The sequence below is a fragment of the Paraburkholderia sp. PREW-6R genome (genome assembly GCF_039621805.1).
In the GTDB taxonomy this organism is placed as follows: domain Bacteria; phylum Pseudomonadota; class Gammaproteobacteria; order Burkholderiales; family Burkholderiaceae; genus Paraburkholderia.
Genome location: NZ_CP155075.1, coordinates 226,918 through 240,952 on the forward strand (window position 1 = coordinate 226,918; position 14,035 = coordinate 240,952).

Genomic DNA, 14,035 nt, shown 5'->3' on the forward strand with positions numbered 1-14,035 from the left:
CCGGCAGGAGTCGCGCCGCAGGCTTTGCCGTCGTTGTCGCAGCAATTCATGCTGAAAAGCATCGGCAAAACGATCGCTTGTGCTGGCGGGATAGCGTCGAACGGAACACCCTGAATATTCTGCAATGTTGAAATTCCATCAGGACGAGCGCTTCTGACCGGGCTCACCGGAGGACGCGGCTACAAGCAGGTCGGCTCTGGTTAACACGCCGCTGACCGGCGTACTAAAAGCTACAGCACTACCGACGCACCTTCCTTCCCGACAATCTACAGGAGCACTCGTATGAGCGACGACGATATCAAGCAGGGTGGCGTCACCCGCCGCGACATGATGCGTATTCTGGCTGCAGGCGGCATGATGGCGAGCGGCGCGGGCGGACTGCTCGCCGGCGCGAACAGCGCCTTTGCCGCCGATGCGCCGAAGCGGGGCGGCAAGATCCGGGTGGCTTACGAATCGAGCTCGACGGCCGACACACTCGATCCCGCGAAAGGGTCTGCCGGGCCCGATTACATCCGCTTCTTCCTGTTCTACAGCGGGCTCACGCAATTGGACGAAAGCCTCACGCCTCAGATGAATCTCGCTCAATCGCTCGAGAGCAGCGATGCGAAGACCTGGGTCATCAAGCTGCGTAAGGGCGTGACATTCACCGACGGCAAGCCGCTGGCACCGGCGGACGTCGTCTATTCGCTGCTGCGCCACAAGAATCCGGCGACGGGATCGAAGGTCAAGTCCGTCGCGGACCAGTTTGCCGAGGTCAAGGCGACCGGCCCGGACGAAGTGACGCTCACGCTGACCGTGCCGAATGCGGATCTGCCGGTGATTCTTGCGACGCCGCAACTGGTGATTATCAAGGACGGTACGACCGATTTCACGACTGCCGTCGGCACCGGTCCGTACAAGGTGAAAACGTTCAAGCCGGGCGTGTCGACTGTCGGCGTTCGCAACGACGGTTACTGGAAGCCGGGAAAACCGTATCTCGACCAGGTGGAACTGATCGGGATCAGCGACAGCTCGGCGCGCGTCAATGCGCTGCTGTCGGGCGACGTGCATCTGATCAGCGCGGTCGATCCGCGTGCGACGCAACAGGTCGCCTCGGCGCCCGGCTATGCGGTCAAGGAAACCAAATCGGGCCTCTACACCGACCTCATCATGCGGCGCGATAACACGCTGACCGGCAATCCCGATTTCGTGCTCGGCATGAAGTATCTGTTCGATCGGGAGCAGATCCGCTCGGCGGTTTTTCGCGGCTATGCGGTGGTCGGCAACGACCAGCCGATCCCGCCGGGCCATCGTTACTTCAATGCGTCGCTGCCGCAGCGCCCCTACGATCTCGACAAGGCGAAGTTCCACCTGCAGAAGGCCGGTGCGATCGGCACGCCGATTCCGCCGATCTTCGCGACTTCGGATGCGAACGGTTCGATCGAAATGGCGGTGCTGATGCAGCAGTCGGCGCAGAAGATCGGCGTGAATCTCACGGTGAACCGCGTGCCGTCCGACGGCTACTGGTCGAATCACTGGATGAAGCATCCGCTGGGATTCGGCAGCGTCAATCCGCGTCCGAGCGCCGACGTGCTGTTCACGCAGTTCTTCAAGTCGGACGCACCGTGGAATGAATCAGGCTGGAACAACCCGAAGTTCGACCAGCTGCTGACCCTCGCGCGCGCCGAAACCGACGAGGCGAAACGCAAGCAGATGTACGGCGAGATGCAGGTGCTCATCAACCAGGAAGGCGGCATCGGCATACCGTCGTTCATCAGTCTGCTCGACGGTTACGACAAGCGCATCAAAGGTCTGGGCTCGATCCCGGTCGGCGGCCTGATGGGCTTCTCGTTCGGCGAGTATGTATGGTGGCAGGGCTGATGGAGCAGGGGGCCGCCGCAGATGGTTGCTGACGGTCTCCGGCGGCGCTTTCCTCCGCCTTCGTCACGAGGGGCGTGGTGCCTAGCGCACAAAGTCGCAATCGATCGACTCTTCCCTGACCAGCCGCTCAACAGTATCGAGAGAACTGAAAAGCATCACAAACTCCAGCGCGGCCGACCTGTCTTGGCCCAGCACGTTCAATACGATTCGTGGCGGATTCCAGTGCTCGCATGAAGACATGGGCTCCCGGCTCTGATCCCCTAAACCATCGCCACCGCTTCGATCTCGATCTTCAGACCGAAGTGGAGCGCTGGAACCGGCACCACGGCGCGGGCGGGCCGTGCATCGCCTGCCCAACGCGCGTAGATCTCGTTGAAGCTGGCCCAATGCGCGACATCGACGATATAGACGCGAACCTGGACGAGCTTCCTGACATCGCTGCCCACGCCGGCGAGTGCGGAAGCCAGATTGGCGAGCACCTGCTCGGCCTGGGCTTCAAAGGGCCGCTCCGTGAGCTTCTCGCCGTTCGCGTCGATGGGCAGTTGGCCCGACACGAAAATCAGGCCATTCGCGATCGAAACGTGGCTGTAGTGGCCGCCAGGCGTGGCAAGGCCAGCTGGATTCATCGTTTCGGGAAACTGTGCGTTCTGCTGGGATTGATCCATCGCGGCATTCCAGGTAGAAAGGTTCGATCGACGACCACGCCACGACCACACCTCCACGACGGCCGCGAGCGGGTCACGGAACGATCGGATGGTGTGGTTCGGCTCACTTTGGGTTCTGAACGGCCTTACCCGGCTGACGGGTCTGGAAGTACTGCTGCGCCAACGCGACCCAGTACTGAACACCTGCTGGGATGATGTCGTCGTTGAAGTCGTACTTCGGGTTGTGCAAACCCGGTGCAGTCGTGCCGGCATGGGCGTTGCCGATCAGCACATACGTGCCGGGCCGCTCTTCCAGCATGAAGCCGAAGTCTTCCGATGTCATGTTGGCCGGCACGTCGGCGTGCGTACGGTCATCGCCGAAGGTTTCGCGAATGACGGCTTCGCAGAGCCGGGTTTCGGCGCGCGTGTTGATGGTGGCCGGATAGTACTGGAAGAACGTGGCTTCGACCTGAGCGCCGTGCGCGGCCGCCAGCCCTTCGCACATTAACTGGATGTCTCGCTGCAACTTCTGCTGCAGCTCCGATGACAGCGTACGTATCGTTCCGCGCAACTCGGCGCTGTCCGGAATGACGTTGTCGGTATCGCCCGCGTGGATCATGCAGACGGAGATCACGGCGGGATCGACCGGATCCTTGTGTCGCGCGGCGATGGTCTGGCAGTGCAGCACCATCGAACAAGCCAGCGGAATCGGATCGAGGCCGAGATGCGGTTGCGCCGCATGAGCGCCTTTGCCGGTGACCGTGATCCTGAAGCGCGAACCGGCCGCCATGATCGGGCCCACCCGCAAGCCGAAATGCCCACCCGGCAAACCCGGCCAATTGTGCATGCCGAACACTGCCTCGGCTGGATAGTGTTCGAACAGCCCGTCGTCGATCATCTTTCGCGCGCCGGCGCCGCCTTCTTCTCCCGGCTGAAACACGAAATGAACGCTGCCTGGCAATGGCGGCATGTCCTTGAGAATGCGCGCGGCGCCAAGCAGCATCACCGTGTGGCCGTCGTGTCCGCACGCATGCATGATCCCGTGCGTGCACGACGCGTGCGTGAAATCGTTGGCCTCGTGGATGGGCAACGCATCCATGTCCGCACGCAGCACGATGCCCCAGGCCGGGTTCGCGCCAGGCAAGCTCGCCACGACGCCTGTTCCACCCAATCCGCGCGATACCGTATAACCGAGCGCCTCGAGCTCACGCGCGACGACGTCGGCGGTCCTGTGTTCTTCGAACCGTAACTCGGGATGCGCATGGAGGTCGCGTCGCAACTTCGCCCAATGCGGTTGATGCCCGGCTAACGATGACTCGGCAATATGAGTGGTTTCCAATCTCGGCACCTCTCTGAAACGGGCAGCTTGAAGTCGGCGGCGTCACGGCGTGACGTCTTGCGATGGTCTAATCGTAGTACCCGAGGATCGACTTTACCTCCATGTACTCTTCCATGCCCTCGACCCCGTATTCGCGGCCATTTCCGGATTGCTTGTACCCGCCGAACGGAGCCTGCGGGTCCCACGCCGGATAGTTCAGATGCACCTGACCCGACTCGATGCGCGCGGCGACCTGACGCATCAGCGTTCTGTCCGTGCCCTGCACATGCGCACCGAGTCCGTACACGGTGTCGTTCGCGATGGTGATCGCTTCTTCTACTGTGTCATATGCAAGGATCGCGAGGACCGGCCCGAAGACCTCCTGCTGCGCGATCGGCATATCCGTATGGACGTCCGAGAAGATTGTGGGGCGCGCGTAGAAGCCTCGGCTCAGCCCGACGGGTCTGCCAGGACCGCCCACGATCAGCTTCATCCCATCGTCCACGCCCGCTTCGATCATCTGCTGCACGCGGCTGAACTGCGCGCGATTGGCGAGCGGGCCGTGGGTCGTCGCTTCGGCGAATGGATCGCCGACGATCATCTGTTTCGTCGCCGCTATCGCGAGTTCATCCACCTGAGCGATGACGCTGCGCGGGACGATCATGCGCGTCGGCGCGCTGCATGACTGGCCCACATTGCGAAACGCAGCCGCGACGCCGAGCGTGACCGCACGCGGCAAATCGGCATCCGGCAGCACGATGTTGGGTGACTTGCCGCCGAGTTCCTGCGCGACGCGCTTGACTGTCGGCGCGGCTGCCTGGGCGACCAGCACGCCCGCTCGCGTCGAGCCGGTGATCGACACCATATCGACCTGAGGATGGGACGACAGCGCCGTCCCCACTTCCGGGCCGGTGCCGCTCACGAGATTGAACACGCCCGCCGGAATGCCCGCTTCGGCGATGACCTCGGCGAAGAGCAGGGCGCTCAACGGCGACAACTCGCTCGGCTTGAGGATGACGGTGCAGCCGGCGGCCAGCGCCGGGCCGACTTTCGCGGTGATCTGATAGATCGGCCAGTTCCACGGCGTGATGAGCGCGCATACGCCGATCGGTTCGTGGGCGATGGCGGTGGTGCCACGCTGCGCGACGAACGGATAAGTCGCGAGGTTTTCGCGGGCGACGCGCAGATGTTCGGCCGCGAGCGGCACATGGGCACTGCGCGCGTAGTTGATCGGTGCGCCCATTTCCATCGACAGCGCAAGCGCGAACTGTTCGGCGCGTTCGAGGAAGCAGGCATGAACGCGGTCGAGCAGTGCGGCGCGCTCATTGGGCGAAGTCGCCGACCAGCTCGCGAGCGCTCGACGCGCGGCCTGCACGGCGCGGTCCGCGTCGGTGGCGTTCCCGAGCGGGATGTCGCAGAGCGTCTCTTCGGTGGAAGGACAGACCACGGCGGCGCGTTCCGTGCCGACGGGCTCAAGCCATTCTCCGGCAATAAAGAAGCGGTCCAGATGGCCAGCCTGCATCAGATGAAGAACGGGTGATTTCATTGCTGCTTGTCCTTGCGTCGTACCGTGCGCTCGCGACAGGCGAAAGCGCGCGAATGGAAGTCGAAGCCGTCGTCAGAAATCGGCGACCTTGCCCCACGCCGATTTGTCGAACCGCTCCGGACGGTAAGGCTCGGGATCGACGATCGGCGTCACGCCGGTGACCATATCCGCTATGAGATGACCGCAGCCTGGCCCGATGCCGAAGCCGTGGCCGCTCAGGCCCGCAGCCAGCACGAAGCCGGGCAGCGACTGCGCTTCGCCGATAGCGGGGATGCCGTCAGGCGTCATGTCGATATAGCCCGCCCACGACGCTGTTACGGGTGCTTCGGCAATCACCGGACACAGCTCGATGGCACGCCTGCGAATCTCCGTGAGCGTGGCTTCATCGGCGCTGGGATCCAGCACGCGCATCTTTTCCATCGGCGTCGGCTGATCGAGCCGCCAGCGGTTCAGGCCTTCATGGCCCGAGCGCACGCCTTCCAGGCCGCCTGGACTGAGGCTCTGCCAGCGGCGGGCGAACATCGGTAGAAAGTCTTTCGCGTAGCGGACTTTTTGCAGCGTGGGATCGAACTTTGCCAGGCCGCTGATGGCGAGCGAATAGGCTTCGTCGCCACGTCGCGTGATCGTGATGTCTTTCGTGTGCAATGCATCGGGCAAGGTGCCGCGTGGCAGCGAGACCGACGCGACCGACGAGCGGATGGTCGCCTGCGGCAGGCGGATGCCGAGTTGCCGGCAAAACGTCGACGCCCATGCGCCGCCCGACAGCACCGCGATCTTCGTGCGGATTACGCCATGTTCGGTCACGACACCGCTGACCCGGCCGCCCTCGGTTTCGATGCCCCGTGCCGCGCAATTCTGATGAACCGTGCCGCCCAGCTTGATGATGCTGCGTGCCACGGCCGGCGCCGCATTGGCCGGGTCGGCCGTGCCGTCGGTCGGCGCGAACACGCCGCCTTTCCACGTGCGCCCGGTGGCGGCCGCCCGCTCGTTGGCCTGTTTGCTGCCGAGCACCTCGGTTCTGACGCCGGCCGTGCGGGCGAATTCGCACCAGCGAGTCCATCCGCCGAGTTCGTCGTCGTCGTTGCTGAGATACAGCAGACCGCTGCGGCGAAAGCCGGTCGACTCCCCGGATTCGTCTTCGAATTGCTGCCACAGTCGCAGGCTTTCGGTCGCAATCGGCAATTCGCGCGCATCGCGGTTCTGTTGCCGGCACCAGCCCCAGTTCCGGCTGGATTGCTCGCCGCCTACCATGCCTTTTTCGATCAGCGCGACTTTGACGCCACGCTTCGCGAGAAACCATGCGGTGAATACGCCGACAATGCCCGCGCCTATCACGACGACGTCGGCGCTATCGGGCAGCGTCGGGGTGGTAACAATGCGGGTCAACGGTACGCGCATCTGTGCAAGCTCCTTCGTGAGTCGCGTGTCGGGTGAAAGTCGGTCGGCAAGCGGGCCGGTCGCCACGCCTAGAACATCGCCTGGCTAACGAGCCCATACAGCCGGTAGACCGGATCGGGCGCGCCTCGATGCGCAATGGCGGGCGCGTTGCGCACCATCTTGACCGTGGTGTCGACGCATTTCAGCCCTCGTGCAGCCAGCCAGTCCGACAGATTCGCGCCCGCGGGCACGTCGATCCGGATGAATTGACCTTCGCGGCCGTTCAGCCAGTAGCCGATCAAGGCTTTCGCACGAAGATCGTCGGGCGAGCACATGGCGACCATTGGACCAATCACGAGGCCTCTGCCAAAGCGTCGCAGATTCGAGAAGCCGATGATCTCGCTGCTGCGTTCGAGCACCACGTTTTCGCCCATTTCCAGCAACGCGGACAACATCGCTTTGCGTTCAAGGCCCGAAGCGCGGATTGCGAGTTCGGTGATCGCGGGAAAATCGGCGCACGTCGCCGGACGCAGCCGTTCACCATCGGGCAACACGACAGGCAAATGGTTGCCGACGTTGCCCTGAAACTGCTGGAGCGTATCGCACACGTTGAAACCCAGCTTTTCGTAAAGCGGACGACCTGCCGGCGTGGCGTGCAGGAACGTGATGCGCGGTCCGAGTTCTTCGAGCAACAACTCCATCAGCTTGCGCCCAATACCGCGTCCCTGATGTTCCGGAGACACGATGACGAGACCCAGCGAGCCGCGGTCCGTGCCGTATTTCCAGCACAATCCCGTACCGATCACCACGCCGTTCTCTTCGGCGGCAAATCCTGTTCCCTGCCGGGCGGCGAACTGCCAGTCTTCCTGACGATGGGGCCAGCCGAAAGCCGTTGACAGGGCCTGGGCCGTCGGAATGTCCGCTTCGGTGAAGTTTCGATAGTGAAGCGCCTGCGTTGAGGGTGTAGCGTTCACGGCATCAATATTGTTCACTGTATTCCCTTGCCAATCCTGGGTTTCAGATCCCGGACTTCACCGAGCCAGGATCAATGACAAACCGATATTTCACGTCGCTTCTGAGCACCCGGTCGAAGGCTCGGAATACCTGCAGCCGGCTCATGACAAACGCGCGGATCGGCAACATTCGACGGGCGCTAACAGGGCGGATAGCGACTTCATGTTACGCGGTCACTGTCACACCGCGACGCTCAAAAAAATTTCAAAAGCGTACAAAAGCGGTGTTTGATGTGTGTTGCGCAGCATTTTATGTGGCGTGCACACCGGTCTGGCTCGCGGGAACGGCGGATCACCAGCCGTAAAGGCGCGGCCATCTCAAGCGCTGAGACAGTATTGGGAGAAACGCACGCTCATGCCTGGGCGGTCGGCCGGACAACGGTTTCGCCGACGTCCGCGTTGTCGGGCTGATCGACGTTGATCCCGTGTCCGCAGCCTTCAGAGCGTCAGGCGAACCCGTACAAGTTCGTTGGGTTGGTGACGAAAATCTGATGCTGCCAATCCGGCCGCCCGATCCAGTTCGCGATCGTGTCCAGCAGGCTTGCATCATCCGGCTTACGAAGCTTCTCTGTCGGATGCGGCCAGTCGGTACCCCACAGCATCCGCTCCGGGGCCATCCCGATCAGCGCTTTCGCGACCGGCGCAACGTCTTCGTATGCCGGCGCGCCCGCCTTGCTGTCGACGTACGGCCCCGACAACGTGATCCACGTATTGCCTTTCTCGACCAGGCGCCGCGCGGTGCGCAAAGCGTCCGACGACAGGCCGCCCGGTTGCGGAACATGCGCGATATGGTCGATGACGAGCGGACAAGGCAGTGCGGAAAGATGCCGCTCGAGTTCCGGCAGCCGCGCGCCCTGTACCACCAGTTCGATATGCCAGCCGAGATCGGCGATGCGCGCGGCGAGCGGCGCAAGCATGTCGAGCGTCGTTGCGCCCGGATAGCTCAGGTTGAAGCGAATGGCGCGAATGCCGCCTCGATCCAGGTTCTGCAGTTCCGCATCGGTCACGGAACTGTCGATGACGGCAACGCCGCGCGCGTTTGCGCCGAATTGCCGGATGGCCTCCAGCGTACAGCGGTTATCCGTTCCATACGTCGACGGCGTGACGACCACATTGCGCTTCACACCCAGGCGTGTCTGCACAAGCCGGTACTGCGCGACCGTGGCATTCGGCGGACGCAGCGTCGTGCCCGGCGCAACCGGAAAACGATCGTCGTAAATATGCATGTGACAGTCGATGGCGCCTTCGGGCAACCTGAACGCAGGTGCGTTCGTGCCGCTCGACCAGGTTTCTTCAGCGGCGGCCAGCGTCGGCAGCGCTGCCGACATCAGTGCAGCGCCGGCGAACTGAAGGAATTCGCGTCTTGTGGCAACCGTCATGCTTAGATGGTCCCGGTTTTGCTGACCAGGCGGTTCGCCGAACCATTGCGAGTCAACAGCAACAGGGTCGCGACGCTAACGAGCGTAAGAATGGCGAGCGGCATCAACGCGAGCGCATAGCTTCCGGTCGCCTCTTTTACCCATCCATATACGTTCACCATCAGTCCGCCGCCAAGCAGATTGGCGATCGCGTTGACCGTCGCGAGGCCTGCTGCCACGGCACTATTGGACAGCATGTCCGTAGCAAGCGCCCAGAACGGGCCCTTGAACGAATACGCTCCGACGAGCACCGCGCACAGCATGCAGATCGTCGGCAGGAGCGAGCCGCTCAGCGACGTCGCGAACAGACCCACGCCGATCAGCAGCATCGGCACGACGGTGTGCCAGCGGCGTTCGCCGAGTCGGTCCGAGCGCCGGCCCCAGATGACCATCAACACGGAAGCAACCGCGTACGGAACCGAGTTCAGCAAGCCCGTCTGCATGACGGACAAGCCAAACGACTTGAGCAGTTGCGGCTGCCACACAGACAGTGTGCTGCCCGCCGCCGACGCACACGTATCGACGAGTGCGAGACACAACACGTAGCGGTTGCGGAACAGTTGCGTGAGCGGAAGCGATGGCACTGTCTTCGGGGCCTTCTGTTCGCTGACGAGCGCATTGACGAGCCACCTGCGCTCGTCGTCGTCGAGCCATGTCGCATTCTCCGGCTTGTTGGTCAGCGTGAACAGACAGGCAACGCCGAGCAGCGCAGTCGGCAGGCCTTCGAGAATAAACAGCCAGTGCCAGCCGCGCAGCCCCCAGAATCCGTCCATCTGCAGAAGCAACGCCGAAATCGGTGAGCCGATGAAGCTCGCGGCGGGAATGGCGACCATGAACGTTGCAACGATCCGGGCTCGATACGAGGCCGGAATCCAGTACGACAGATACAGCAGCACGCCGGGGAAAAAGCCCGCTTCGGCGGCGCCGAGCAGAAAGCGCAGCACATAGAACGACGTCGCGTTATGCACGAACGCGGTCGCCGCCGACACGATGCCCCACGTAATCATGATCCGCGCGATCCAGATACGCGCGCCGTACCTTTCCAACGCGAGATTGCTCGGCACTTCGCAAAGGAAGTAGGAAATGAAGAACAGGCTGCTGCCGAAGCCGAACACCTTCGCCGACATGCCAAGGTCATGATTCATCTGCAGCGACGCCATGCCCACGTTGCCCCGATCGATAAAGGCAAGCAGATAGCACACCATCAGAAAGGGAACGAGCCGCCAGACGACCTTTCGCATCGTCCTACGCTCGATCGCGGACTTGTCCATGAATCCAGTCTGCATCGTCGTCTCCGTTTATTGTGCGCCTGCGCGCTGATTCGTGAATCGCTGCCATGCAATGACGGCGATGACGCCACTGGCGAGTACCACCGCCATGGCTGCAAATGTGTGTCGAACGCCCAGCGCTTCAGAAGCGGTCCCGACGAGCAGATAGCCGAATGGCATCGTGCCGTTGTAGGCCATCCCGTACATGCCGACGAGGCCGCCGCGCACGTGTTCCGGGCATTGCCGCTGGATGGTCGCGTTCGTTGACGTGGCCGCGAACGTGAGGCTGAAGCCAAGTGCGTAAAACGCCGGCACCGTGGCCGCCGCCTCGGATGTGGCGGCGAGCAACGCGAGTGCGCCGACGGCCGTCCACGGCGCCCACGCGATGCATCTTCGCGATGCCAACGTGCCGATCGCCGAAGAAAGCAGGATTGCCGCGCTCAGCGAACCGGCGCCCGCGCATGCGAAAAACACGCCCGTAAAGCGCGCTGCGTCGTGAAACCCCTGGTCCGCAAGCAACGGCACGAGTGTCTGATAACTGCCCGCGAACAACCCGATGCACGCAAGAATGGGCAGATAGCGGGCGGAGAACGCATCGGACAGCACGTAACCGACTGCGTCGCGCAGGCTGCTGTCCGCGCGCGCGGGCCGAGCGGCCGGGGCCGTTCTGATGGAACGCACGCAGGTCGCCATGAAGCAAAGCGCCACCGCATAAATGACAAACGACGTCCTCGGCCCGAACGTCGGATAGACGAAACCCGCAATCGTCGGGCCGACCATCCGGCCGACGTTGTACACCATCGTGTTCATCGCCACGGCGTTCGACGTATGCGTCGGGTCGTCGAGACTCGTCAGCAGCAGAACCTGGCGCGCGGGCGTCTCGACAGCGCTCGACACGCCGATGGCGAGCGCATGCGCGAGTATCAGCTTCACGCCGAGCACGCCGAGCAGCGACAACGTGAAGAGACTGGCCGTCAGCACCAGCGACGCCGTGAGCACGCAGAGCGTCGCGCGCTTCGCATTGGCCGAACTGATTCGCGAGCCGGCGAGCGGCGCGACGATCAGTTGCGGTCCGTACAGCAGAAAATTGAGCAGCGCGAGTATCGCCGCCGACCCCGACAGGTGATAGACGAGCAGGTTCAGCGTGACGTTCTGCGTCCAGCTTCCGAGCACGGATGCGACCTGTCCGCTCAGATAGCGTCGCAGCGACGCCTCGGCGAGCGCCGGGAACAGTCTGCTGACGAAGCCGGTTGGCGCGGCGATGCTCATGACAACGCCTTGCCGCGCGTTTCAGGCGCGAAGAACACGACGACGGCGGCGGCGACGAAGGCGACGATGGTCGTCGCGAGTCCCAGCACGAATCCGCCGGAGGTCGACGCGAGCGTGCCGATGATCAACGGCGCGATGAAGCCGCCCAGACGGCCGCCGTTATACGCGAGGCCCATCAGAAATCCGCGCGACGCCGTATTGCCGATGATCTCTGCGAGAAATGGACCCGCTCCCGCAAAAATGCCGTTCACGCTGAAGCCGGTCAGGAAGATCGCGGCCATCAGCAGCAGTGCATTCGACGACACGATGTACACGCCCACGGCGGCAGCGCCAACGAGCAGGTAGGCGAGGAACATGGGCCGTCGGCCAAGCCGGTCGACGAAAGCCGAGAACAGCAGGAAGCCGGTGATCGCGCCGAACTGCAGCGCAAGCACGAACTTCAGGCTATGCACGAAGTCGAGATGCTTCACCGTCACGAGGAATGTCGGTGTCCACGTAAAGACGCCCCAGTACAGATATTGCAGAAAAAAGATGAAACCGAATGCCGTCAGCAGTCCCCGTACTTTGAGCACGTCGCCGCTGGCTGCGGCAGCGCGCTGGACCGATGCCTTCGCGTGCTTGCGCTCCAGCCAGATCGGCGACTCGGGCGTTTTTCGCGCGACCCAGAAGAGGATAAAGAACGGCAACGCACCGAGCAGAAAGAGCAGGCGCCAGCTATTGCCACCGAGCCCATTGTTCACGCCGCTGACGACGCCCGAAATCGTGATGGCGAGGATCGCGCCGATGGGCAATCCCATCTGCATCAGCGCGCCGCCTTTGCCGCGCCGGCTCGCGTGCCATGTCTCGGCGATCAGCGCGGCGCCCGCCGTCCACGTGCCGCCCATGCCCAACGCGCCGAAGAAGCGCAAAGTCGCAAACCAGTGCTCGTTCGGCGCAAATGCAAGCAGACCCGAGAACAGCGAATAAATGCCGACGCAGAGCAACGCGGTTCGCACGCGCCCCAGCCGGTCCGACACATATCCGAACAGAATTCCGCCGACGATCTGCCCGGCTGCCGTGATGCTCGTGAACAGACCGAGTTGCGCCTTGCTCAAGCCGAACTGAAGGGCGAGCGTCGGCAGCAGAAGCGACAGCAGGAACGAGTCGTAGCTTTCGAATGTCCAGCCGAGGCCGGCAAGTGTTAGCGAGCGCCACTCGATGCGCGTGATGTTCCTCAATCCTCGGGCTTCGGCACCGTCCTGGAATTCGCTTGCTGCAACCGTTGCACTCGTCTTCATGTGTTGTCTCCGGCAATCGCGAGGCGATAGGTTGCCGCCGCAGTCCGGCTGAACAGGGCGGCTTTTTCATGGGCGGACATCGCGAACGCGAGTCGTTTGAAGGCGTTCCACAGCACGCCGTAACTGAACATCCCTTTATCGACGGGAAAGTTGCTTTCGAACATGCAGCGATTCACGCCGAACAGTTCGACGCAGGTGTCGAAATACGGGCGCCACGCGAAAGCGAGTTCCTCGGACGAAGGCGGCACGTCGCGCGCGGCGAAGTCGAAGCCGAATACGTTCATGCCCGCACCGCCGAGCTTGATGCGCGTGTTGGGCAAACTCGCGAGGCGCGCGAGTTTTTGCCGCCATTCGGCGTGAACCGCCGCGCGTTGACCGGTGTGTGGACCCACACCGAGCGGACCGCCGAAATGATCGATGACGACCGTCACGTGATCCGCGACTCGCGCGAGTTCGTACAAGTCGTCGAGTTGCGTGTGATAAACCCATGCGTCGAGCGACAGCCTATAGCGGCCGAGCGCCCTCACACCTTGCGCGTAAGCCGGATTCGTCATCAGGTCGCGCGGCGGCGTCACGGGGCTCGAACTCACTTCTGGGCTCGCATGCCACGCGAGCGGATTGCGGATGCCGCGCAGGCGTCCGCCGGATACCTGCAACATGGCTTCGAGCACCGCATCGAGTTCCGCGCCCAGCATCAGATCCGCACCGCCGACGATCGCCTCGCAGCAGCGCGCCCGTCCGCACGCGCCGCTCGCGAACATCGCGGCGATGCCGTTGGCGAACTCCACTTCACCAACGGGCTTCATCGACTCGGGACCGTCCTCGCGCAACATCGAGCGGCATTGCACGTAGACCGTCGACACGACCCGGTGCCCGCTTGCCACGTCCTGGCGAAACTCGTCCGCGAGATACCGCCCGGTCTGGCGGTCCCACAGATGATGATGCGCGTCGACAATCGGCAACTCAGGCTCGAGAACAGGCTCTTTTCGCCGGGCAAGCCACTTCTCTCGAACCGGAAGATGGGGCGCATGGACTATCTGCACGA

General features: G+C 63.0%; 11 protein-coding genes. 1 reads left to right on the forward strand and 10 read right to left on the reverse strand.

Annotated elements, in window-relative coordinates; genetic code table 11:
- Positions 1–282 precede the first annotated feature (282 nt).
- Positions 283–1,860: an ABC transporter substrate-binding protein gene (locus tag AAGS40_RS25630; protein ID WP_345817265.1), complete on the forward strand. Its 1,578-nt coding sequence runs from the start codon at positions 283–285 to the stop codon at positions 1,858–1,860.
- 260 nt (positions 1,861–2,120) lie between these two features.
- On the opposite strand, the gene AAGS40_RS25635 is transcribed toward AAGS40_RS25630, so the two are convergent.
- From AAGS40_RS25635 to AAGS40_RS25680, 10 genes are all read right to left on the reverse strand, one after another.
- Entirely contained in the window at positions 2,121–2,525 is a 405-nt protein-coding gene (locus AAGS40_RS25635; protein ID WP_345817266.1) for a RidA family protein, read from the reverse strand.
- A 103-nt stretch (positions 2,526–2,628) separates the two neighbouring features.
- The gene (locus tag AAGS40_RS25640) at positions 2,629–3,843 is read right to left on the reverse strand and encodes a M20 aminoacylase family protein (RefSeq protein ID WP_345817267.1); all 1,215 of its coding nucleotides are present in this window, start codon (positions 3,841–3,843) and stop codon (positions 2,629–2,631) included.
- 67 nt (positions 3,844–3,910) lie between these two features.
- Positions 3,911–5,368 carry an aldehyde dehydrogenase family protein gene (locus AAGS40_RS25645; RefSeq protein ID WP_345817268.1) on the reverse strand — a complete coding sequence of 486 codons (1,458 nt, stop codon included), beginning with the start codon at positions 5,366–5,368 and terminating at the stop codon, positions 3,911–3,913.
- Between the two features lie 72 nt (positions 5,369–5,440).
- Complete coding sequence (locus tag AAGS40_RS25650) at positions 5,441–6,766, reverse strand: FAD-binding oxidoreductase (protein ID WP_345817269.1); 1,326 nt, start codon at positions 6,764–6,766, stop codon at positions 5,441–5,443.
- A gap of 68 nt (positions 6,767–6,834) precedes the next feature.
- On the reverse strand, positions 6,835–7,737 hold the full coding sequence (locus tag AAGS40_RS25655) for a GNAT family N-acetyltransferase (protein WP_345817270.1): 903 nt from the start codon (positions 7,735–7,737) through the stop codon (positions 6,835–6,837).
- 467 nt (positions 7,738–8,204) lie between these two features.
- Positions 8,205–9,137, reverse strand: a complete 933-nt coding sequence (locus tag AAGS40_RS25660; protein ID WP_345817271.1) for an amidohydrolase family protein — start codon at positions 9,135–9,137, stop codon at positions 8,205–8,207.
- Positions 9,138–9,139: 2 nt separating this feature from the next.
- Entirely contained in the window at positions 9,140–10,462 is a 1,323-nt protein-coding gene (locus AAGS40_RS25665; RefSeq protein WP_345817272.1) for an MFS transporter, read from the reverse strand.
- 12 nt (positions 10,463–10,474) lie between these two features.
- Positions 10,475–11,713, reverse strand: coding sequence for an MFS transporter (locus tag AAGS40_RS25670; protein ID WP_345817274.1), 1,239 nt, complete (start codon positions 11,711–11,713; stop codon positions 10,475–10,477).
- Complete coding sequence (locus AAGS40_RS25675; protein ID WP_345817276.1) at positions 11,710–12,990, reverse strand: MFS transporter; 1,281 nt, start codon at positions 12,988–12,990, stop codon at positions 11,710–11,712. The genes AAGS40_RS25670 and AAGS40_RS25675 overlap by 4 nt, the downstream gene beginning before the upstream one ends.
- Positions 12,987–14,033: an amidohydrolase family protein gene (locus tag AAGS40_RS25680; protein ID WP_345817277.1), complete on the reverse strand. Its 1,047-nt coding sequence runs from the start codon at positions 14,031–14,033 to the stop codon at positions 12,987–12,989. Before AAGS40_RS25680 ends, AAGS40_RS25675 begins: the two co-directional genes overlap by 4 nt.
- Positions 14,034–14,035: the final 2 nt, after the last annotated feature.

Excerpts from the sequence above, each read along its gene's own strand:
- AAGS40_RS25630 (WP_345817265.1), top strand. The coding sequence starts at position 283 with ATGAGCGACGACGATATCAAGCAGGGTGGCGTCACCCGCCGCGACATG.
- AAGS40_RS25635 (WP_345817266.1), bottom strand. The coding sequence starts at position 2,525 with ATGGATCAATCCCAGCAGAACGCACAGTTTCCCGAAACGATGAATCCA.
- AAGS40_RS25645 (WP_345817268.1), bottom strand. The coding sequence starts at position 5,368 with ATGAAATCACCCGTTCTTCATCTGATGCAGGCTGGCCATCTGGACCGC.
- AAGS40_RS25650 (WP_345817269.1), bottom strand. The coding sequence starts at position 6,766 with ATGCGCGTACCGTTGACCCGCATTGTTACCACCCCGACGCTGCCCGAT.
- AAGS40_RS25660 (WP_345817271.1), bottom strand. The coding sequence starts at position 9,137 with ATGACGGTTGCCACAAGACGCGAATTCCTTCAGTTCGCCGGCGCTGCA.
- AAGS40_RS25665 (WP_345817272.1), bottom strand. The coding sequence starts at position 10,462 with ATGCAGACTGGATTCATGGACAAGTCCGCGATCGAGCGTAGGACGATG.
- AAGS40_RS25670 (WP_345817274.1), bottom strand. The coding sequence starts at position 11,713 with ATGAGCATCGCCGCGCCAACCGGCTTCGTCAGCAGACTGTTCCCGGCG.
- AAGS40_RS25675 (WP_345817276.1), bottom strand. The coding sequence starts at position 12,990 with ATGAAGACGAGTGCAACGGTTGCAGCAAGCGAATTCCAGGACGGTGCC.